The organism is Agromyces laixinhei, from assembly GCF_006337065.1.
Lineage (GTDB): Bacteria > Actinomycetota > Actinomycetes > Actinomycetales > Microbacteriaceae > Agromyces > Agromyces laixinhei.
This window is the reverse complement of record NZ_CP040872.1, coordinates 974229-995706: the sequence shown is the minus strand read 5'-3', so window position 1 is coordinate 995706 and position 21478 is coordinate 974229. Positions and strand designations below refer to the sequence as shown.

The 21478-nt window shown below is 69.6% G+C and carries 16 protein-coding genes; 4 read left to right on the top strand and 12 right to left on the bottom strand.

Features of this window, described 5'->3' with window-relative positions; translation table 11 throughout:
* Nucleotides 1–62 precede the first annotated feature (62 nt).
* Together ypfJ and pip are read right to left on the bottom strand one after the other, a co-directional pair.
* Entirely contained in the window at nucleotides 63–932 is an 870-nt protein-coding gene (gene ypfJ / locus FHG54_RS04675; RefSeq protein ID WP_139416245.1) for a KPN_02809 family neutral zinc metallopeptidase, read from the bottom strand.
* A 25-nt stretch (nucleotides 933–957) separates the two neighbouring features.
* Entirely contained in the window at nucleotides 958–2040 is a 1083-nt protein-coding gene (gene pip / locus FHG54_RS04670) for a prolyl aminopeptidase (protein WP_139416244.1), read from the bottom strand.
* 74 nt (nucleotides 2041–2114) lie between these two features.
* Here pip and FHG54_RS04665 point away from each other — a divergent pair, with 74 nt between their 5' ends.
* Together FHG54_RS04665 and FHG54_RS04660 are read left to right on the top strand one after the other, a co-directional pair.
* Nucleotides 2115–3128, top strand: a complete 1014-nt coding sequence (locus FHG54_RS04665; protein WP_139416243.1) for a malate dehydrogenase — start codon at nucleotides 2115–2117, stop codon at nucleotides 3126–3128.
* A gap of 30 nt (nucleotides 3129–3158) precedes the next feature.
* The gene (locus FHG54_RS04660) at nucleotides 3159–3329 is read left to right on the top strand and encodes an HPP family protein (RefSeq protein WP_139416242.1); all 171 of its coding nucleotides are present in this window, start codon (nucleotides 3159–3161) and stop codon (nucleotides 3327–3329) included.
* Here the strand turns inward: FHG54_RS04660 and FHG54_RS04655 are convergent.
* On the bottom strand, nucleotides 3307–4104 hold the full coding sequence (locus tag FHG54_RS04655) for a TetR/AcrR family transcriptional regulator (protein WP_139416241.1): 798 nt from the start codon (nucleotides 4102–4104) through the stop codon (nucleotides 3307–3309). The two genes, FHG54_RS04660 and FHG54_RS04655, sit on opposite strands and share 23 nt — an antisense overlap.
* An 82-nt stretch (nucleotides 4105–4186) precedes the next feature.
* Between FHG54_RS04655 and FHG54_RS04650 the strand changes: the two genes are divergently transcribed.
* Together FHG54_RS04650 and FHG54_RS04645 are read left to right on the top strand one after the other, a co-directional pair.
* Nucleotides 4187–5212, top strand: coding sequence for an ATP-binding cassette domain-containing protein (locus FHG54_RS04650; protein ID WP_139416240.1), 1026 nt, complete (start codon nucleotides 4187–4189; stop codon nucleotides 5210–5212).
* Nucleotides 5209–6048 carry an ABC transporter permease gene (locus FHG54_RS04645; protein ID WP_139416239.1) on the top strand — a complete coding sequence of 280 codons (840 nt, stop codon included), beginning with the start codon at nucleotides 5209–5211 and terminating at the stop codon, nucleotides 6046–6048. Before FHG54_RS04650 ends, FHG54_RS04645 begins: the two co-directional genes overlap by 4 nt.
* A gap of 56 nt (nucleotides 6049–6104) precedes the next feature.
* Here the strand turns inward: FHG54_RS04645 and FHG54_RS04640 are convergent, their stop codons facing one another.
* The 9 genes from FHG54_RS04640 to FHG54_RS04600 form a co-directional block, all read right to left on the bottom strand.
* A complete protein-coding gene (locus FHG54_RS04640; RefSeq protein ID WP_139416238.1) occupies nucleotides 6105–8234 on the bottom strand; it encodes an acyl-CoA dehydrogenase family protein in 2130 nt (709 codons plus the stop codon).
* A 174-nt stretch (nucleotides 8235–8408) separates the two neighbouring features.
* A complete protein-coding gene (locus FHG54_RS04635; RefSeq protein WP_139416237.1) occupies nucleotides 8409–8804 on the bottom strand; it encodes a DUF7144 family membrane protein in 396 nt (131 codons plus the stop codon).
* 52 nt (nucleotides 8805–8856) lie between these two features.
* Nucleotides 8857–9276 carry a hypothetical protein gene (locus FHG54_RS04630; protein ID WP_139416236.1) on the bottom strand — a complete coding sequence of 140 codons (420 nt, stop codon included), beginning with the start codon at nucleotides 9274–9276 and terminating at the stop codon, nucleotides 8857–8859.
* Between the two features lie 143 nt (nucleotides 9277–9419).
* Nucleotides 9420–10262, bottom strand: a complete 843-nt coding sequence (locus FHG54_RS04625; protein ID WP_139416235.1) for an ABC transporter permease — start codon at nucleotides 10260–10262, stop codon at nucleotides 9420–9422.
* Nucleotides 10259–11290, bottom strand: a complete 1032-nt coding sequence (locus FHG54_RS04620) for an ATP-binding cassette domain-containing protein (RefSeq protein WP_139416234.1) — start codon at nucleotides 11288–11290, stop codon at nucleotides 10259–10261. Before FHG54_RS04620 ends, FHG54_RS04625 begins: the two co-directional genes overlap by 4 nt.
* A 151-nt stretch (nucleotides 11291–11441) precedes the next feature.
* Nucleotides 11442–12119, bottom strand: a complete 678-nt coding sequence (locus FHG54_RS04615; RefSeq protein WP_139416233.1) for a PadR family transcriptional regulator — start codon at nucleotides 12117–12119, stop codon at nucleotides 11442–11444.
* 87 nt (nucleotides 12120–12206) lie between these two features.
* A complete protein-coding gene (recQ, locus tag FHG54_RS04610) occupies nucleotides 12207–14207 on the bottom strand; it encodes a DNA helicase RecQ (RefSeq protein ID WP_139416232.1) in 2001 nt (666 codons plus the stop codon).
* A 102-nt stretch (nucleotides 14208–14309) separates the two neighbouring features.
* Nucleotides 14310–18860 carry an ExeM/NucH family extracellular endonuclease gene (locus FHG54_RS04605; RefSeq protein WP_139416231.1) on the bottom strand — a complete coding sequence of 1517 codons (4551 nt, stop codon included), beginning with the start codon at nucleotides 18858–18860 and terminating at the stop codon, nucleotides 14310–14312.
* 206 nt (nucleotides 18861–19066) lie between these two features.
* Entirely contained in the window at nucleotides 19067–21379 is a 2313-nt protein-coding gene (locus FHG54_RS04600) for a 5'-nucleotidase C-terminal domain-containing protein (RefSeq protein ID WP_139416230.1), read from the bottom strand.
* Nucleotides 21380–21478: the final 99 nt, after the last annotated feature.

The following is a 21478-nucleotide window of genomic DNA, read 5'->3' as shown; positions in this document are numbered from 1 at the left end:
TCGATCGCGGCCGATCATGACGCCGGGCGGCGAAATCCGTTCGGCGGCCGAGTGGCCGCCGGTCAGAGGGTGCTCGGGCTGAAGGTGTCGCAGGCGCCGGCGCCCTGCTCGTAGCCGGTCTCGAACCATGCGATGCGCTGCTCGCTCGTGCCGTGCGTGAACGAGTGGGGCGTCACCTGTCCCTGCGTCGCCTGCTGGATCCGGTCGTCGCCGACCGCCGATGCCGCGCTCAGCGCATCGGCGTACTGCGCCTTCGTGATCGGCTGCAGGAACGGCACGCCGCGCTCGTCGGCCACGCGGGATGCCTCCGCCGCCCACGCACCAGCGAAGCAGTCGGCCTGCAACTCGACCCGCACGGCGTTCGATGTCGGGCCGGTCTGCCCGTCTTGCGAGCGTTGCAGCACGCCCGCGAGGTTCTGCACGTGGTGGCCCCATTCATGCGCGATGACGTACATCTCGGCGAGCGGGCCGCCGCTCGCTCCGAAGCGGCTGCGCAGCTCGTCGTAGAAGCTCACGTCGATGTAGATGATCTGGTCGGGCGGGCAGTAGAACGGCCCGGTGGCCGATGAGGCGGCGCCGCACGCCGTCGTGACGGCCTGCTCGAAGAGGATGAAGTCCTGCGGGGCGTTGTAGGCGACGCCGAGCGCCGGCGCTTCGGTCTGCCAGTACGCCTCGAGCGACGCCGACGCGCCCTTCATGCGGCACTCGACGTTCTCGTTCGCGTCTTGACCGGTGAGGCACTGCTCGAGCGCGGAGTCGTTCACCGCGGACTGTTCGCCGCCGCCGCCGAGCCCGGTCAGGTCGACGCCGAGGAACTGGGAGATCAGGAAGAGGGCGAGCACGCCGAGCCCGCCGCCCACGGCGATTCCGGCGTTGCGGCCGCGCTTCGACGCCTTGCCCCTACTGATGTCGGCGTCGGGATTGAACGTCATGAGCCGACGTTACTCCTCGACGGAATCAGCGGGTGCGGTCGACACCATCGTCGGCCTCTTCCTCGTCATCGGCGTCATCCTCGCCGTCTTCGTCTTCGTCATCGTCTTCGTCATCGTCTTCGTCTTCGACTTCGTCATCGTCGTCGAAGGTTCCGGCGGCGAACCGGTCGGTCGCCGTGATGAGCGCATCGAGGATGCCGGGCTCGTCGAAGGCGTGCCCGGCGTCGTCGATGATCGTCAGCTCGGCCTCGGGCCAGGCCTGGTGCAGATCCCACGCGGTCATCGCGGGGGTGCACATGTCGTAGCGGCCCTGGATGATGACGGCCGGGATGTCGCGGAGTCGCGAGGCATCCCGGATCAGCTGCCCTTCGTCCCACCAGCCGCCGTGCCGGAAGTAGTGGTTCTCGATGCGCGCGAACGCCGTGGCGTACTCGGGCGCGGTGTAGCGGGCGACGTTCGCCGGCTGGGGCAGCAGCGTGATGGTCGACGACTCCCAGCGCGCCCACGCGATGGCGGCCGGCTCGTGCACCTCGGGGTTCGGGTCGGCGAGCAGCCGCGCGTACGCCTCGATCAGGTGTGCCCGCTCGAGCGGCGGAACCGGAGCGAGGAAGTCCGCCCACAGGTCGGGGAAGACGGCAGACGCCCCGCCCTCGTAGAACCAGTCGAGCTCCTGGCGACGAAGCGTGAAGATGCCGCGCAGCACGAGTTCGGTGACCCGCTCGGGGTGGGTCTGCGCGTAGGCGAGTGCGAGTGCGCTCCCCCACGAGCCTCCGAACACCTGCCACGTGTCGATGCTGAGATGCCCGCGAAGGCGCTCCATGTCGGCGACGAGGTGCCAGGTCGTGTTGGCGTCGAGGCTCGCGCCGGGCTCGCTCGCGTGCGGAATCGACAGGCCGCAACCCCGCTGGTCGAAGAGCACGATGCGATAGCGCTCGGGGTCGAAGAGGCGGCGGTGCTCGGGGGTCGTTCCCGCTCCCGGCCCCCCGTGCAGGAACACGACGGGCTTCCCCTGCCGATTGCCCGACACCTCCCAGTAGATGTGCTGGCCGTCCCCCACGTCGAGCATGCCGGTCTCCAGCGGCTCGATCTCCGGATACATCTCTCTCATGGCGACACGGTATCGACCAGCGGATGCCGCGGCCAGGCGCCGCGCCGCGGCGGCGCCCCGGCTACGCTCGAAGCATGGCCGCCAAGAAACCGATCACCGTCACGCTCACAGGCGCAGGCGGCCAGATCGGGTACGCCCTCCTGTTCCGCATCGCCTCGGGCGCGATGCTCGGGCCCGACACCCCGGTGCGCCTCAACCTGCTCGAGATCCCGCAGGGTGTGCGCGCCGCAGAGGGCGCCGCCCTCGAGCTCGCGGACTCGGCCTTTCCGCTGCTCTCGCACGTCGAGGTCTTCGACGACGCACGCTCGGCGTTCGAGGGCACCGGCGTCGCCCTGCTCGTCGGTGCGCGCCCCCGCACCGCTGGCATGGAACGCGGCGACCTGCTCGCCGCCAACGGCGGCATCTTCGGCCCGCAGGGCGCGGCGATCAACGCGGGCGCGGCCGACGACGTCCGCGTCGTCGTCGTCGGCAATCCCGCGAACACCAACGCGCTGATCGCTTCGGCGCACGCTCCGGATGTGCCGGCCGAACGCTTCACGGCGCTCACTCGCCTCGACCACAACCGGGCGCTCGGGCAACTTGCGGCCGCCGTGGAGCGTCCCGTCGGCGACCTCCGCGGGGTCACGATCTGGGGCAATCACTCGGCGACCCAGTTTCCCGACGTCGCGCACGCGACCGCGGCAGGTGACTCGGTGCCCGCGCTGCTCGCTGAGCGATTCGGCGGCGACACTGCCGCCCGCACGTGGGTCGCCGATGAGTTCATCCCCCGGGTGGCGAAGCGCGGCGCCGAGATCATCGAGGTGCGCGGGTCGTCGTCGGTCGGCTCGGCGGCGAGCGCGACGATCGACCACGTGCGCGACTGGGCCCTCGGCACCGCCGACGGGTGGACGAGCGCGGCGGTCGTCTCCGACGGCTCATACGGCGTACCCGAAGGACTCGTCTGCTCGTTCCCCGTCGACTCGGTGGGCGGTGCCTGGCGCATCCGTCAGGGACTCGCCGTCGACGACTTCGCACGGCAGCGCATCGAGGCATCCGTCGCCGAACTCGTCGAGGAGCGCGACGCCGTGCGCGCGCTCCGACTGCTCTGACGGCCTCCGGCGCCGACGTAGGCTGAGGTCATGGCCGAACCGAAGTCTTCCGCACGCCGCAATCAGCTGATCGTCGGCCTCATCGTCGGAGCCATCGTCGGGGTCGCCATCAGCCTGTGGACCGGCTTCTGGCTGTGGACGGCGGCGGGTGTCGTGGTCGGCCTCGCCGCGGGGGCGATCATGAAGCCGCCGTCGAAGTAGCGCCCGGGCGCCCGGACGCCGCGATGTAGCCCTCGATGCCGTCGATGACGCGAGCGAGCCCGAACTCGAACGCGTCGGCTGGGTCACTCGCCGACTGGTAAGCCTCGCCGGCCGCCTGGCCGACGCGACCCGAGACGGGGTAGCGGGCGGCGTCCATGATCTCGTCGAGCAGCGGTGCGTTGCGCTCCCACCACTCGAGGTCGGTTTCGTCGCTCGAGGCGTGCAACCGCTCGGCGTCGACGTACGCGCCGGCCGGCCCGCCGACGTATCCCAGCAGCAGGTTGATGACCCGGTCCATATCGAGATCGGAGAGCCCGAGGCCGTCGATCGCGCGCAGGCACCACTCCCAGTGGTCGGACACGTTCGGACCGAGCGGCGGGCGGCTCGTGTCGATCGAGAGGAGCCACGGGTGCTGCACGAACTCGTTCCACTGCAGGCGTGCGATGCGGGTGAGCCGCTCGCGGAGCGTGCCCTCGAGCGGTGGCAGCGATCTCTCGCCGGCGACCTGATCGACCATGAGGTCGATGAGTTCGGCCTTGCCCGGCACGTAGGTGTAGACCGACATGGGCTTCAGGCCGAGCCGATCGGCGATGCGGCGCATCGAGACGGCGTCGATGCCCTCGTCGTCTGCCAACTGGACCGCCGCGTTCACGACCTCGTCGACGCTCGAGCGCTGCTTGGGTCCGCGGGAGCCGGTCGGCTCACCGAGGTGTGCTCGCCAGAGCAGCCTGAGTGTGCGATCAGGCTCTCCTCGTCCGGTGGATTCTCCCGCCATACGGGCTAGCCTAGCCTCTCCGTATGGTGTACGCTAATGCCCCGGATCAAATTCGGCATACACCGTACAGAGAAAGAGAGCGATGACTCCGAAGCCAGCTCGACCCGCCCCAGCGCTGCAGGCAGCCGGCCTGCAGAAGCACTACGGAACGACGAACGCGCTCGCCGGTTTCGACCTCACGGTCGAGTCGGGCACGGTGCACGGCCTGCTCGGCCCGAACGGCGCCGGCAAGACCACCGCAGTGCGCTGCCTCACCACGCTCACCTCGATCGACGGGGGCACCGCGACGATCGACGGCATCGACGTGCGAAAGCTGCCCGCGCTCGTTCGCGAGCGCATCGGCCTGGTCGGCCAGTTCCACGCCGTCGACGAAGCCCTCACCGCACAACAGAACCTCGTGCTCTTCGCGCGACTCAGTGGGCTCTCGAAGGCCCGCGCACGACGCCGGGCAGAGGAACTGCTCGGCACCTTCGAGCTGACGGATGCCGCGAGCCGCGCAGTCTCCGGCTTCTCGGGCGGCATGCGACGACGACTCGACATCGCCGCGAGCCTCGTGCTGACCCCGGCGATCCTCTTCCTCGACGAACCGACCACCGGGCTCGACCCGCGCGGCCGGGCGACGGTCTGGCAGGCGGTACGCGAGATCGCAGCGGCCGGCACGACGGTGCTGCTGACCACGCAGTACCTCGACGAGGCCGACCAGCTCGCCGACCGCATCTCGGTGATGGACCACGGCCGTGTCGTCGCCGAGGGCACCTCGGGCGAGCTCAAGCGCAGGCTCGGCGGCGACCGGGTCGCCGCCGTCATCGCCGAGGTCACGCGGCTCGACGAGGCAGGCTCGCTCATCGGGCAGGTGGTCGGGGCAGCGGCATCCGTCGACGCAGATACGCGCACGGTCACGGTTGAGGTGGCCGACGGGCCGAAGGCGCTCGCGCCGATCGTTCGTGCGCTCGACGCCGCTGCACTGACCGTCGACGACCTCGCACTGCGACGGCCGACCCTCGACGAGGTGTTCCTGCACCTCACCGGGCCGGCGGCCGGGCCGCAGCCCGTGGCATCCGCCGCACCGACCGCATCCGCCGCACCGACCGCCGAGGAGGCACGATGACCGCCGTCACCCCGCCCACCGCCGTCACCGACGCATCGCGCACGCGCGACCGTCGCCCGAACGCCGCCCGGGAAGGCTGGCTGATCGCCGAACGCGACATGCTGCACTGGATTCGGGAGCCCTGGGGCATCGTGTTCGGGCTCGCCTTCAACATCATGCTCATCCTGATGTTCGGGTTCCTCTTCGGCGGCGCGATCGAGCTTCCGGGCGGCGGCGACTACATCGCGTTCCTGCTGCCCGGCATGTTCGCGCTCACGATGCTCTTCGGACTCGAGTCGACCATGACCGCCATGGCCGAGGATGCCAAGCGCGGCATCACCGATCGGTTCCGTTCGCTGCCGATCGCGAGCGCCTCGGTCGCGCTCGGCCGGGCCATCGCCGACCTCGCCTCCTCGGCGCTGAGCCTCGGCGTGCTCATGCTCGGCGGCCTGCTCATCGGGTGGCGGCCGACCACCGGCCCCGGCGAGATCGCGCTCGGCATCGTGCTGCTGCTGTGGCTCCGCTTCGCACTGCTCTGGCTCGGCATCTTCCTCGGCCTGCGGTTCCGCAGTGCCGGAGCGACGACCGCGGTGCAGGTGCTCGTCTGGCCGATCGGGTTCCTGTCGACCGTGTTCGTCTCGGCCGAGACGATGCCGGGCTGGCTCGGCGTGATCGCCGAGTGGAACCCGGTGTCGGCGACCGCGACGGCGACCCGCGAGCTGTTCGGGAACCCCACGGGTGCGACGAGCGGGTGGCTCGCCGAGAACGCCGTGCTCGCGGCATCCGTCTGGCCGCTCGTGATCACCGCCGTCTTCCTGCCGCTGGCCGCGAGCGCGTACCGGCGACTGCGCCGCTGACGCTGCGACGAGGGCCGGGCATCCGCGGATGCCCGGCCCTCGCGGTGATCGGGGTGCTACTTCTTCTTCGACTTCTCGGGCACGGGCAGCGTGCCCGCCGCGCGCTGTTCGGCGTAGTACGCCCGAGCCTCGTCCTGACGCTCCTGCTCGGCACCCGACGCGATCTTCGCGCGCAGGTGCTCGGGGCCGTAGCCGAACGCGTCCACGAGATCTTGCGCATGCGGGCGCAACCGCTCGAGCAGCCGGTCGATGTAGGCGGTGACGGCCTGCGCGCGCTTCGGCGAGAGCCGGCCGTTGATGAGGTACCAGGCGAGGTGCTTCTCGACGAGGCCGAGGCCGAACAGGTCGCGCACCCACGTGAGCACCTGCTTCGTGCCGGGGTCGGCGGTCTTCGCGAGTGCGCGGGTGAACGCCTCCCACTGCAGCAGTTCGCCGTGCGCCCGTGCCGCCTCGATGAGCTCGTTCTGGTTGCGGTTGAACGCCGCGGCGGCCTCGGCCTTCGGGAGCTTCCGCGCATCGCGCAGGCGGCCGGCGATCTCGGAGATCATGGTCTCGACCCGGTCGGTGAGCAGTTCCCGCTGGGCGGGTTCGTCGCGGAGCTCCGAGACCGAGCGCGCCGTCGAACCGAAGTCGGCGATGGTCTGCGCGAGGCTGCGGAGCCCCGTGCCGTGATACGCACGGTCGGCCGTCTGTGCGACGACGTAGCGGGCCATGGCGCCGGCATCGGCCTTCGCGAACTGCTTCGAGAAGTCGGTGAGCAGGCGCTTGGCGACGAGCTGCAGCAGCACGTTGTTGTCGCCCTCGAACGTCGCGTAGATGTCGAGGTCCTGACGCAGACCGACCATGCGGTTCTCCGAGAGGAAGCCGGCCCCGCCGGTCGCCTCGCGAGCCTCCTGCAGGGTATCGAGCGCGTGCCAGGTCGAGAGGGGCTTCAGCGCGGCGGCGATCGTCTCCAGGTCTTGACGATCGTCGTCGGTGTCGGCCGCGCCCGAGAAGACGGCGTCGAACTTCACGAGGAACTCGTCGTGCGCGAAGACCTGCGCGTACGTCGTCGCGAGCTTCGGCAGCAGTCGGCGCTGGTGGCGCTGGTAGTCGAGCAGCACCTCTTCGTCGGTGTCGCTCGCGGCGTTGAACTGGCGGCGCTGGTTGCCGTAGGTGATCGCGATCGTCAGCGCCATGGCGGCGGCCGTCGTCGCGGCACCGTCGAGCGAGACGCGGCCCTGCACGAGGGTGCCGAGCATCGTGAAGAATCGGCGGCCCGGGCTCGAGATGGGACTCGAGTAGGTGCCGTCTTCGGCGACCGAGCCGTAGCGGTTCAGCAGGTTCTCTCGCGGCACGCGCACGTTCGTGAAGTGCAGGCGCCCGTTGTCGATGCCGTTGAGGCCGCCCTTCAGCCCGTCGTCATCGCCGCCGACGCCCTTGAGGAAGCCGCCCTTCACGCCCCGGATCGGCACGTAGAACGCGTGCACGCCGTGGTTGACGCCCTTGGTGATGAGCTGCGCGAAGACGACCGCGGCCGTACCGTGCAGCGCGGCGTTGCCGAGGTAGTCCTTCCACGCACCGCGGAAGGGCGTGTTGATGACGAACTGCTGCTTGGCCTCGTCGTAGGTCGCGGTGGTGCCGATCGCCGCGACATCCGAACCGTGACCGGTCTCGGTCATCGCGAATGCGCCGGGCACCTTCATCGACATGATGTCGGGCAGGTAGGTCATGTGGTGGTGCTCGGTGCCGAGATGCAGCACGGCGGCGCCGAAGAGACCCCATTGCACGCCCGCCTTGATCTGCAGGCTCGGGTCGGCGATCACGAGCTCTTCGAATGAGGCGATGTTGCCGCCGTGGTCGTCGGATCCGCCGAGCGACTTCGGGAATGCGCGGTGGATGGCGCCCTGATCGACGAGGATCTTCAGCTGGCCGAGCACGCGCTCGCGGTGCTCGGCCATCGACTGGCCCTCGATGCGCTGCAGCTCCGGCTGCGCGGCGCGCTCGCGGGCGATGAGTCGAAGGTCGGCCCAGGTGCCGAGCAGCTGGCGGCCGAGCGCGGCGACATCGACCTGCGGGGTCGCTGCGGTGTCGCCGTTCGCGGGCACGGATGCCGCGGGGCGGTCGTGCGGCGCTGCGGCGCCGGCGGGCCGGCTCGCCGTGGTCTTGGAGGTCTTCGATGCGGTGCGGGGTGCCGTGTCAACCATCGTCGGTGTCTCGTCCTTCGTGTGCGGTCTGGGCTTCGTTCCACGGTAGGTCGAGCCTGTGCATCACCGAAACCCTGCGTCCGTGCCCTACAAACGGGCGCGACGACGCATCGACGGCACTGTGAGGACTCTACAACTGAGACCCACGGCACCGATGGGATACCGACAAGGCGCTCAGTGTCGGAAGAACGCGCTCGCGCGGCCCGTCCAGAGAATGGCCAGCACGATGACCGCGATCGCGATACTGAAGAACTCGCCGATCGCCTGGGCGGGGTGGGCGATCGCGAGGAAGATCGAGGTTCCGATCGAGAGCACCTGCACGACGGTCACGATCGTGCGGGCTCCGCTGCTGCCGCGCAGCAGCCCGCCCGCCACGATGATCACGATCAGGCCGATCAGGATCGAGATGATCGCCGAGGTGATGAGCGCGCTGGCACCGCCGAACTGCTCGACGGTCGCCGCGACACTCGTCTGGAACAGCAGGATCGTGCCGCCGATGACGTCGAACAAGCCCGAGATCCAGGTGAGCACGGCGACGAGCGTGACGCCGCCGGGTCGATCGTTGGCCATGGTGACTCCCCCGAGTTCGGCGCCGCCGGAACGCAGCGCGTCTGGTAGGAGGTTAGCGCAACGCCGTCTCGGCGCTTCGGAAGTACGCGCTCGCCGAGTGGGTCCAGAGCAGGATCAGGATGATCGCCGAGACCAGCACGCTCGCCCACTCGCCCACCGGGTGGCCGAGGTTCGCCACCGCGAGGAACAGCGACTGGATGAGCGACAGCGCCTGGAGCACCGTGATGATCATGCGCGCCCACCCGCCGCCGACCCAGAGGCCGAAGGCGAGGATCACGACGATCGCCCCGAGCACCATGCCCCCGATCGACGCCGCGAACACACCGCCCGACCCGCCGAACGCGGCGGCCACCGCGGGATCGTCTGCCCGGAAGATGAGCAGTACGCCCGAGATGATGTCGATGACGCCCGAGAGCAACGCCAGAATCGAGACGATTGCAACCCCGACCGGTCGACTCACTGCTTCAGCCATGATGCACCCCCATCGTCGCCGCATCGGTGCGACGGCTCTGGGCCGATGGTAGCGCGGCGACCGATGCCGCCGCGAGGGCGTTGAGCGAGGTGCGGGCGTGACCGGAGACGAGCGGGTCGGCCCAGTCGGAGTCGATCCCAGTGCTACGCGCTGCGCTGATACACGCGGAACGCTCGCGTCGCGATCCACGCGAGCACCGAGGCGAACGCGGCGAGCAGTCCGAGATGCGCCCACACCTCTGCCCAGTCGGGGCTCTCGGTGAGCGCCTGGCGACCCGCAACCACCGCCCACTCGAACGGGTTGAATCGTGCGACATCCGCGACCCAGTCGGCCGCCAGTCTCGTGTCCATGAGCGCTGAGCTCAGGAACATGAGCGGGATCGTGATCAACTGCGAGATACCGATCAGCACGTTCTGGTCGCGCGCGAGCAGCGCCGCCGCGTTCGAGAGCGCCGAGAAACCCGCCGTCAGCAACATGGCGGCGAGCAGCAGCACGAGGATGCCGGCGAGTCCGCCATCGAAACGGGCCCCCATGAGCCACGCCACGCCGAGCACGATGAGCGACTGCACGAGCGTGAGCAAAGCCTGATAGAGCAGGGTCGACACCATCATGGCGCCACGGCTCGTCGGTGAGGTGAGGAACCGGTCCATGACGCCCCGATCCATGTCCTGGATGTAACTGGTTCCCGCCCATGCGCTGCCGAACAGGGCCATCATCATCACGATGCCCGGTGTCAGGAAGACGAGGTAGCTCTCTCCGCCCCCGAATCCGGGGATCTCGACGACGGACTTGAACAACTGACCGAACAGCAGCAGCCAGATGAGCGGCTGTACGACGTTCATGAGGATGAACGCGGGGATGCGCCAGGCCGCTCGCAATTGGCGCAGCGTGAGGTACGCAGTGTGCCGAACGAAACTCGGCCGGGTGCGGGTGCGGGTGTCGGCCGATCGCGTGTCGTCCGTCGCCGGCGTGATGATCGTGGTCATGATGCGACCTCCTGAAGCTCTTCGGCCGGCGACGGCCCAGCGTCGCGGTGCGCCGATGTGAATGAACGGCCCGTGTGGGCCAGGTAGACGTCGTCGAGGCTCGGCCGCGACACGGTGGCGGATGCCACGGCGAGACCTGCAGCGTCGAGCTCGCCGAGAGCGAGCGGCAATGCTGCCGCGCCGTCGTCGGCTCGAGCTCGAACGGTGCGACCGTCGGCCGCGACTCCGCGCAGGGCGCTGATTCCGGCGATGCGCCCGAGCACGGCGGGAACATCGCCTGTCTCACGCACCTCGATGACGACCGCGTCGCCGCGCAGTCCGCTCTTCAACTGCTCGGGCGTTCCCTCGGCCACCACTCGGCCGCCGTCGACGATCGCCAGACGATTCGCGAGCCGGTCGGCCTCGTCGAGGTAGTGGGTGGTGAGCAGCACGGTCATGCGCTCGTCGCGGGACATCCGCTCGATCTCGGCCCACATCTCGGCACGCGCCTCGGGATCGAGGCCAGTGGTCGGCTCGTCGAGGAACAACACATCGGGACGATGCATGAGCCCGATCGCCACGTCGAGCTTTCTCGCCATTCCGCCCGAGTACGTCTTCACCTGACGCCGCGCTGCGCTCGTGAGCGCGAATCGATCGAGCAGCTCGTCGGCCCGAGCGTGCGCTGCTCGCGGCGACATGCCGTGCAGCTCACCCGCGAGCACGAGGTTCTCGACGCCGGTGTCCATGGGATCGGAGACCTGCTTCTGGGCGACGAAGCCGATCGCGCGGCGCACGCGTGCGGGATACCGGCGCACATCGATGCCGGCGACGGTCGCCGTGCCCGCGTCGGCTCGCGAGAGCGTCGAGAGGATCTTGACGGTAGTGGACTTGCCTGCGCCGTTGGGGCCCAGCAGACCGAAGACGGTACTCGCCTCGGCGCTGAACGTGAGCCCGTCGAGGGCCCGGAGCGGCGGCTTGCCGCGCCCCTGGGAGTAGGTCTTGACGAGATCGGCGGCCGTGAGGGCCATCCCGTCGGGTGATGCAGCCATGAGGCTCTCCTTCGGTGGGGAGCCGTTCGGTCGTGAGGCGCGCGCCGGTAGAATGGCGGTACGCACTGGGATGGATTCGATTCACGTTGAACGACTCGGTTGCGAGATGGCTCGGGTGTTGCCGCATCCGGGCCATCGGTCTGCGTGCTGGTCAGTGCTGCTGCGGGTCTGCGGCTCCTTCCCTCAGGTGATGCGCGAGCAGCGACTCGATCTCGGCGGCGGAAGCGCCTGACTCGATCAGCTCGTGCATGGCCTTCCAGGCGTCGAGTCCGCCGAGCTCGCCCGACTCGAGGCGCACGAGCATGGTGGCCACGAACTCACGCTCGGCGCGGGTCATGGCGACGCGGTAGCGGAACTCGACGAGAAAGAGCTCAGGCAGTCGAAGTTCGTCGGATTGCTCGGCGAGCTCGGCCCGGGAGGCGAGCTCGGCGTCGAGACGCTCGAGCCGCTCGCGCAGGAGCGCGACCGCCTCATCGGGAGCAAGCAGTGCGAGGAGCGACAGGCCGGCCTCGAAGGCGGGATACTCCTTGACCGGCACGGCGATGAGCTCTCGCATCCAATCGTGCGCCTCTGCGCGACCTGCGTCGGTGATCGCGTAGACGATGCGCTCGGGCCGATTGCCCTCTCGCTCGACGCGTGCTTCTTCGATGAGGCCGTGCTTCTCGAGCGACTTGATGATGGCGTAGAGGGAACCGAAGTTCAGCTTGATGCTGTCTTCCTTGCCACGCTCACGCAGCGTGGTCGTGATCTCGTAGGGGTACATCGGCCGCTCCCACAGGCTCGCCAGCACTGCGAGTGCGAGCGGATTGCCCACCGGTCGACGCGACATACTCACCTCCAAATACTTTGATCAGAGTATATCGCGAATGAGCGTCGGTCAAGGGTCGCTGAATACCACCGACAACCCGGGCGTGCGCTACGCCGAGGCGACGACGGCGAGCAGCGCCTCGCCATAGGCCTCGCGCTTCTTGGCGCCGATGCCCGTGATGCCGTCGAGCTGGGCGAGGGTCGCGGGCTTCGCGACCGCCACGGCGCGCAGGGTCGCGTCGCCGAAGACGATGTAGGCGGGCACGCCCTGTTGCTTCGCCTCGCCGGCACGCCACGCGCGAAGCTGCTCGAAGAGCTCGGCCTGCACCGGTTCGAGGTCGGCCGCGGCAGTCGCCGCCTTCGGACCGCGCGAGCGCGAGGCGCGCTCGGGTTCGGCGCGGAAGTTCACCACGCGCCTGCCCGCGAGCACGTCTGCCGCGGCATCCGTCACCGCCAGGGTGCCGTACTCACCGTGCGTCGCAAGCAGGCCCTGGGCGAGGAGCTGCCGCACGACGCCGCGCCACTGCTGGTCGGTCAGGTCTTGCCCGATGCTCCACGTCGCGAGCGCGTCGTGGCCGTACTGGCGCACCCGCGGCGTCTCCTTGCCGCGGAGGATGTCGATGAGGTGGCCGGCGCCGAACTTCTGGCGGCGCTCGCGCTGCAGGCGCACGATCGTCGACATGAGCTTCTGCGCCGGCACCGTGCCGTCCCACGAGGCCGGCGGCTCGAGGCAGGTGTCGCAGTTGCCGCACGGCTCGCTCGGCTGGCCGAAGTAGCCGAGCAGGTTCTGTCGGCGGCACTGCACGGTCTCGCAGAGCGCGAGCATCGCGTCGAGGTGCTGCGCCAGCCGCCGCCGATGGGCGAGGTCGCCCGGGCTCTCGTCGATCATGCGGCGCTGCTGCACGACGTCTTGCAGGCCATAGGCGAGCCACGCGGTTGCGGGGGCGCCGTCGCGGCCCGCGCGGCCCGTCTCCTGGTAGTAGCCCTCGACCGACTTCGGCAGGTCGACATGGGCGACGAAGCGCACGTCGGGCTTGTCGATGCCCATGCCGAACGCGATCGTCGCCACCACGACGACGCCCTCTTCGCGCAGGAACCGCTCTTGCGTGCGCCGGCGAACACCAGCGTCAAGGCCTGCGTGGTAGGGCAGCGCGGTGACCCCGTGCTCGGCGAGGTACGCCGCGATCTTCTCGGTGCTCGCCCGCGAGAGGGCGTAGACGATGCCCGCCACGGGGTTGCCCGCGGCGTCACGCCCCTCGCTGCGGATGAACTCGAGCAACTGCCTTCGCACCTCGAGCTTCGCCTCGATGCGGTACTGGATGTTCGGCCGGTCGAAGCTCGAGACGAAGTGCCGGGCGCCGCCGAGGCTCAGCCGCTCGGTGATCTCGCGGTGGGTGGCCTCGGTCGCCGTCGCGGTGAGCGCGACGCGCGGCACGTCGGGCCAGCGCTCGGCGAGTTCGGAGAGCGCGAGGTAGTCGGGGCGGAAATCGTGCCCCCACTGGGCGACGCAGTGGGCCTCGTCGATCGCGAAGAGCGCGATCGTGCCCTGCTCGAGGAAGCGCTTGGTCGCCTCGGTGCCGAGCCGCTCGGGGGCGACGTAGAGCAGGTCGAGCTCGCCGGCGAGGTAGGCGCGCTCGACGCCGGCCCGCTCGTGCGACGACTGGCTCGAATTCAGGTAGCCGGCACGAACGCCGTTGCGCACGAGGGCGTCGACCTGATCGTGCATGAGCGCGATGAGCGGCGAGACCACGATGCCCGTGCCCTCACGCAGGAGTGATGGGATCTGGTAGCAGAGGCTCTTGCCTCCGCCCGTCGGCATGAGCACGACCGCGTCGCCGCCGCCCGCGAGCTGCGCGATGATCTCGGCCTGCTCGCCGCGGAAGCTGTCGTAGCCGAAGACCGTGTGGAGCGCTTCGGCGGCCGAGTCGAACCGCGCCGGGGCCGCGGCACGGGCAGCGGCGGGCACGGTGGGCCCCGCGACAGCCGGGCGACCGGCCCCGAACTGCGCGTCATCGGCAGGCGGAACCCACTCGTCGTCGGGCGGCGGCGCGAACTCGTCGGCGTCCCACGGGACCTCGTCGGCCCAGGCGGGTTCCGCGTTCCAGCTCATTCGTCGAGTGTAACGAGCGCCACCGACCGAAGCGCCGGGCGAACACGCGAGCGGGGTGGCGGTCCACCGACCGCCACCCCGCTCGTCATGAGCCCGCGCTGCCTACCAGACGAGGATCGGCACCGCGAACGACCGCGAGCCCTCGTACGGTGATGCGCCGTCGAAGTTCGACCGAAGCACATGCACACCGCGGCCGAGCGCGGGCAGGGCCACCGAGAAGCGGCCGTTGTCGTCGGCGGCGATCTCGACGGTCGCGATGACCTTCGACCCGTCGGTGATCGTCACCGTGCCGACGGCGCTGGATCCGTCGCGCGCGAAGACCACTCCCGAGTACTTCACCGTCGACCCCGACCGGGCGAACAGCTTGTTCGGGAACCCGATGGTCGTCGTACCGACCTCGGCGACCGGCTCGTCGATCGTGATCGGCACCTCGACGTTCGTGCCCGTCGATGCCACCGAGATGACGAGCTGCTGCACACCGGCGACACCCTCGGGAATGACGACCGACAGGTTCGCCCGACCGATCTCGTCGAACTTCTCGAGCAGGGTGCGGTCGACCGGTGCGGTGCCGAGCTCCGTGCCGCCGAGCGACACGCTCACTTCTCCGGCGGCGACCTCGGTCGTGCTGAAGTCGAGCGAGCTCAGGTCGAGCTCGACCGACTCGCCGGGGGCGTATGCCGTGCCGTTGGCCGGAGCCGACATCGCGACACCGACCGAGCGCTGCGCGAGGTCGGGCGTCGCCGTGCCATGTGCCGCGAACCACTCGACGGTCGACTCGAGGTCGACCTTGCCGGTGTCGGAGCGGTTCGTGCCCTCGGCGAAGGTCGCGAAGCTGTCGCCGCCTCCGGCAAGGAACGAGTTCGCGACCACTCGGTACGTCGCCGCCGGATCGATCGGCGTGCCGTCCAGGGTGACCGAGACCACGTGCGATCCGGTCGGTGCCGTCGGGTCGTAGACCACTTCGACACCCTCGTTGACGCCGAGCTTCAACAGCGGACGAGTCGGGCTCGTCTGCCATTGCTCTTCGAACACCTGCTTCACCTGGGCGCCCGTGAGGTCGAGCGTCACGAGCGAGTTGGCGAACGGCTGCACCGTCGCCGCCTCGCGATAGGTGACGTTGCCGTCGGGGTCGTCGGCCGCGCTCGACGCGTACGCGAGATTCGCACGGATGCCGCCCGGGTTCATGAAGGCGATGTCGGCGTGGCCGTCGACGTTCGCCGCCCAGTAGTGCACGTCGGCGATGAAGTTGCCGATCGTGGACTCACCGCCCCGGTTCTCGACGAGCACCGGGTTGCCCTGGGCATCGACGCCGGGCTGCTGTGCCCGGTTCAGATCGTCGGTGATCGTGCCGACCTTCACCTTGCCCAGCACGTCGGCCTCGGCGGTGGCCTTGGCGACGATCTCGGCGACCTCGGGCACCGGCTGGTACACCGAGACCCACGGCGACGTCGGGGTCTCACGGGTCATGAGGGGCTTCAGCTCGTTGGTGATCGAGAGCAGCTCCTTCGAGACCGAGTCGACCTGCAGCTGCATGAGCCCGAACTGCTCGCCGTACTGCCCGGCCGAGACGACCGGCCGCCCGTCGACCGTGTGGTTGTACGGCAGGTGCGTGTGCGCCGAGACGATCGCCGCGACGGAGTCGTCGACGCCCGCCACGATCTGCGCGAAGGGCGAACCGTCGGTGAGCGCCTCGATCTTCGTCGAGGACGCGCCCTCGTGCACGAGCAGGATGAGCACGTCGGCCTCGCCGTTGGCCGGGTCGCCGTCTTTCAGGTCGGCCGCCGTCGCGTTGACGGAGTCGACCACGCTGCGCACCTCGAGGTCTTCGATGCCCGCGGGACTGACGAGGGAGTGGAGGTCTTCGGTCACGGCGCCGATGAACCCGACGGTGACTCCCTCGAACTCCTGCGTGTAGCTCGGCGCGAGCGCCGTGTCATCCGTGCCCTTCAGGAAGACGTTCGAGCTGATGTACTCCCAGTCGGCACGGTCCTGCACGCGGCCCTTCAGGTCTTCCCAGCCCTGGTCGAACTCGTGGTTGCCGGCCGCGCTCACATCGAGCCCGGCCGCGTTGAGCGCGTCGATCGTCGGGGTGTCGTTCTGGATGAACGACGTGAAGGTCGACGCACCGATGAGGTCGCCCGCCGCCGCGAAGACCGTGTTCGGGTTCTCGGCCCGGATCTGCTCGACCGCTCCGGCGAGCTCCGCGATGCCCGCGGCCGGCGCGGACTTCTCGATGCGGCCGTGGAAGTCGTTGATCGTCACGACGGAGATGTCGACGTCGGCGAGCTCGGCGAGATCGACGCCGATGAGCGTCGGGTCGTGGTCGCTCGAACGGAACACCGAACCGTCGTCAGCCGCCTCACGCCCGTACTGGCGGGCACTCCACTCGGGCGAGTTGATCGCCCAGCGGCCGATGCCGGTGACGGCGGAGGCGCCCTTCGAGTTCGCGAGTGCGTGGTCGAGCGAACCGAGTTCGCCGTCGAAGGTGTACGTGTACTCCCCGGGCGCGAGCTCTGGCAGCAGGTCGGTGTATCCGGCGCCGGTCAGCACCTGGATCGGATCCTCCTGCGCGTAGGCGTTGAAGTCGCCGAGGAGGAAGACCTCGTCGGACTGCTCGGCGAGCTGGTCGGCCAGGGTGAGGAGCGAGGTCGCCTGGGCGACGCGGTCGGCATTGAAGTGCCCCTGCCCGTCGGCCGGTTCGGCCCCCGTGCCGCTCTTCGACTTGAAGTGGTTCGCGATCACCGAGAGATCGGTGCCGTTCGCCATCTCGAAGACCTGCCCGATGGGCTCGCGAGCGTTGCCCCAGACCGCCTCGTCGACGATCGTCTGGGCCTCGCCCTGCGGCGTGACGGCGTCGGAACGGTAGATGATCGCGTTCTGGATGAAGTCGGTCGTCGCCGCCGTGAGCACGGCCGGGGTCGGCACGAACTCCCAGACATCCGAACCCTCGGCCGCGTTGAGCGCGGCCACGATCGCCCCGATGGCCTCGTCGGCGTTCCCGTCGAGCTTCAGCGAGTTCTCGATCTCCTGCAGCGCCACGATCTCGGCGTCGAGCGAGGTGATCGCCTCGACGATCTTCTCCTCCTGCAGCGCGAACTCCGCTGCGGTGTCTGCTCCGCGTGCGTCGGCGTTCTCGCTCGTCAGGGTCGTGAAGTAGTTGAGCACGTTGAAGACGCCGATCTGCACGTCGCCGCCGACCTCGGGTGCCCCGGCCGGGCGTTCGTTCTGCGCCTCGAACGTGGGCTTCTCGTCGGGAGTCAGGTCGTCGATCGGGGCCGTCGGCTGCAACCGCCACGCGTTGAAGCCGTAACTCAGCACGTAGGGAGCCTCGGGGAAGACGATGCGGTCGCCGTTGCGCACCACCGTGTCTTCGGTGAGGTACGGCTGCTCGTTCGGGTGCGACGAACCGTCGGCCCGGCTGTTCCAGCCGTCGTCGAGCACGAGGAGGCGCGCGCGGTTGGCGACGGCGATCTCGTCGGCTGCGGGGCCGGCGTCGACCTGCTCCGTGCTCTTGACGGGAAGCGAGTCGCCCGCGGCGAGCCACACCGAACCGAAGCTCGAAGCCTCGTGGGTGCTCGAGACGAGGTACGAGCCGCTGGGGGCGACGAGCATGCTCTCGAGGGGCTCGCGCGCCGCGCCCACGGTGCTTGCGGGCAGCTCGACCGCGTCGGGTACGCCGACGGAAGCGGTGACGACCTCGGCGCCGGTCGCGCTCGTGGTGATCTGGGTCAGCCCGAAGTACTCGCTCACCGTGCCCGTGACGCGCACGAGGTCGCCGATGGCGCCGACCGCGGGCATCTGGAAGACGAAGATGCCGTCGGATGCCCCGGGCGTCGTGTCTGCCCCAGGTGTCTGGATCGTCACACCGCCGTAGCCGCCGGTGCGGTGATCGGCGGTGATGACGCCCTCGACGACGACCAGTGCGCCGTCCATCGCGGTCGCGTCGCCGGTGCCCTGCACCTCGGCGATCGTCGCCGCGGTCGGGTCGACGGGATCGGTGCCGCCGCCGGACCCCTGCGGCGTCACGGAGGCGGAGAAGGTGAAGTCGGCGGCATTGACATCGGTGTCGACGAAGTCGGTGCGCACGATGCTGCCGGGGTCGGAATTGCCGCCCGTGTAGTCGGCCGCAGCACCCTCGAAGTTGTCGGAGGTGCCGTAGCCGACGTAGTCGACGACCTGGGGGTTGTTCACGATCGAGCCCGTGCCCGGGTTGATCGCGCCGGCCACGTTCGCGAGGAAGAGCGAACCGTTCGTGCCGCTCGGGTTCACCGTGACCGTGACATCTACCGGCGGCAACGCGGCGCCGGTCCCGGCGGGATTGCCGGGGAGTCCGATGAGGTAGTAGCCGCCCGCCCCGATCTCGCCGGAGAGCGCGCCGACGCCGCTCGAGGCTCCGGTGCTCGTGGCACTGCGGTACTGCAGCGACCAGCCGTCGAGCGAGACCGCTTCTCCGGTCGGGTTGTACAGCTCGACGAACTTGCCGCTGAACGGCTGGTTCGCGCTGCCGCCGCGGGCGTACACCTCGTTGATGACGACGCCGGAGCCGTCGACGGCGGCGAGCGCCGGCGGTGCGCCGAGCAGGCCGACGACGAGTGCTCCGATCGAGACGGCCGAGACTGCGGCCAGACGTGGGATGTGGCGGCGACGATGCATGACTCTCCTCAGTGCGATCGGATCCCGCCGACGACGCACGAACCGGCGCCCTGTTCGGGGGGACAATGCCACAGAGCATATGAGCGGGCGGCGGCACTGCCAAGGGGGTCACGCCGATTCATCCGCGTGATTTCACGTGTTGTTCACGGATGTCGCACAGATGAGCACGGCGCACTCGATCGGCTGCTCGGATGAGCGAAACGCGATCACCACACGAGCACGGGCACCCGGAACGAGGTCGAGTCGGTGTACGGCGCGGCGCCGTCGAAGCTCGAGCTCAGCACGTGCACCCCGCGCGACAGCGCCGGCAGCTCCACCGTGAACTCGCCGCCGTCGTCGGCACCGATCTCGGCGGTCGCGATCACCTGCGACCCGTCGAACACCGTGAGCGTACCGACCGCGTTCGAGCCGTCGTCGGAGACGATCCAACCTCGATAGTGCAGTGCGGCGTCGCCCCGCACGAAGAAGGGGCTCGGGAGTCCGATCACGTAGGTGCCGACCGGCTCGGGTACGACGACGTCTTCGACCGTGATCGGCACGTCGACCTCGGTGCCGGTCGGCGTCGAGATCACGAGTGCCTGGGCTCCGACGACCCCGTCGGGGATCGTGATGTCGAGCGTCGCCCGGCCGCCCTCGTCAGTCGTCGGCACCGAGGTGGGATCGACGGGCGCGGTGCCCAGCACCGTGTCACCGAGCGACACCGTGACCTCGCCCGCAGGCGGTTCGGTCGTCGAGAACTCGAGCGAGCTGAGCGCGAGCCGGATCGTCTCACCGGGTGCGTAGGCGGTGCCGTTCGCCGGCGGCGGAAGCACGACGCCCACCGATCGCTGCGCGTAGTCGGGCGTCGCCGTGCCGAACTCTGCGAACCAGTCGACCATCGACTGCAGGTCGATGCGGCCCGTGTCAGCGCGGTTCGTGCCCTCGGCAAGAGTCGCGAAGTTGTCGCCGCCCGAGGCGAGGAACGAGTTCGCGACGACCCGGTACTCGGCAGCGGGATCGATCGGGGTGCCGTCGAGCGTGACCTGGGTGATGTGCGAGCCGGCCTGCGCCGCCGGATCGTAGACGACCTCGAGCCCCTCGTTCACGCCGAGCTTGAGGAACGGACGCGACGCGCCGACCGGCTGCCACTGCTCCTCGAGCACCTGCAGCACCTGCGCCCCGGTGAGGGTCATCGCGAACAGGGTGTTGGCGAACGGCTGCACGTTCGCGGCCTCGGCGTACGTGACGTTGCCGTCGGGGTCGTCGGCCGAGGTGCCGGCATACGTCAGGTCGGTGCGCAGACCGCCCGGATTCATGAATGCGATGTCGACCTGCTGCCCATCGGCTCCGGCCGCCCAGAGCTGCACGTCGGCGACGAAGTTGCCGAGGGTCGACTCGGCGCCGCGGGACTCCACGATGGCCGGGTTGCCCTCATCGTCGAGGCCGGGCATCTGTGCTCGGTTGAAGTCGTCGGCGATCTCACCGACCTTCACCGCGCCGAGCTCGTCGGCGACCGCGACCGCCTCGGTCACGATCTTCGCGACCTCCGGGTCGTCGGGGTACGGCGCGAGCGGGGCGATGACGTTGTCCATCGTGAGCGCACCCGTCTCGGGGTCGTACGTGATCGTCATGTTGCTGAACTGCTCGCCGTACTGACCGCTCGAGATGACCGGGCGGCCGTCGATCACGTGGTTGTACGCGAGGTGGGTGTGCCCCGAGACGATCGCGTCGACGTCGTCATCGACGCCGAGCACGATCTGGCCGAACGCCGAGGCAGGGTCGGTCGCCGACTCGATCTCGGTCGTCGTGGCGCCCTCGTGCACGAGGAGCACGACGATGTCGGCCTCGAGGTTGTCGGGGGTGCTGACGCCGTCGACCAACCGGTCGGCGGCGGCGTTGACCGAGTCGACGATGTCGACGACCTCGAGCTCTGCGATGCCGGCCGGGCTCACGAGCGACGGGAGCTCCTCGGTCACGGCGCCCACGAAGCCCATCGTCACGCCGTTCGGCAGCGTCGTCGTCCACGACTCGGAGAGCGCGGTGTCGTCGGTGCCTTCGAGCACGACGTTCGCCGAGATGTACTCCCAGTCGGCGAGCCCCTGCACGCGATCGCGGAGATCGGCCCACCCCTGGTCGAACTCGTGGTTGCCCGCCGCGCTCACGTCGAGGCCCGCCGCGTTGAGTGCCTCGATCGTCGGCACGTCCTGCTGCACGAACGAGGTGAAGGTCGATGCTCCGATGAGGTCGCCGGCCGCGGCGAAGACGGTGTTCTCGTTGGCCGCGCGCACCTCGTTCACGGCCGTCGCGAGTGCTGCGACCCCGGCGACGGCGCCGCCACGCGGGTCTCGCTCGATGCGCCCGTGGAAGTCGTTCACGGTGACGAGGTTGATCGTCTGCGGTGCGGCGACGACCGGCTGCACGACGGCACCGGTCAGCGCCAGGGCGGCTCCCGTCGCGAGTGCGGTGGCCGCGACGGCCGATCTGCGGCGAGCCCGCTCGGTCTTCGGCTGGCGATCGGCGATCTTCGAGTGATGCGACATCCGGCTTCTCCTCGTTCAGGCACGCTTCGTCGCGCGCACATCGGGCACCTGCCGCCAGACTAGGCACCGCGACGGCGCGCGCCAAGGGGGTTGCGCTTC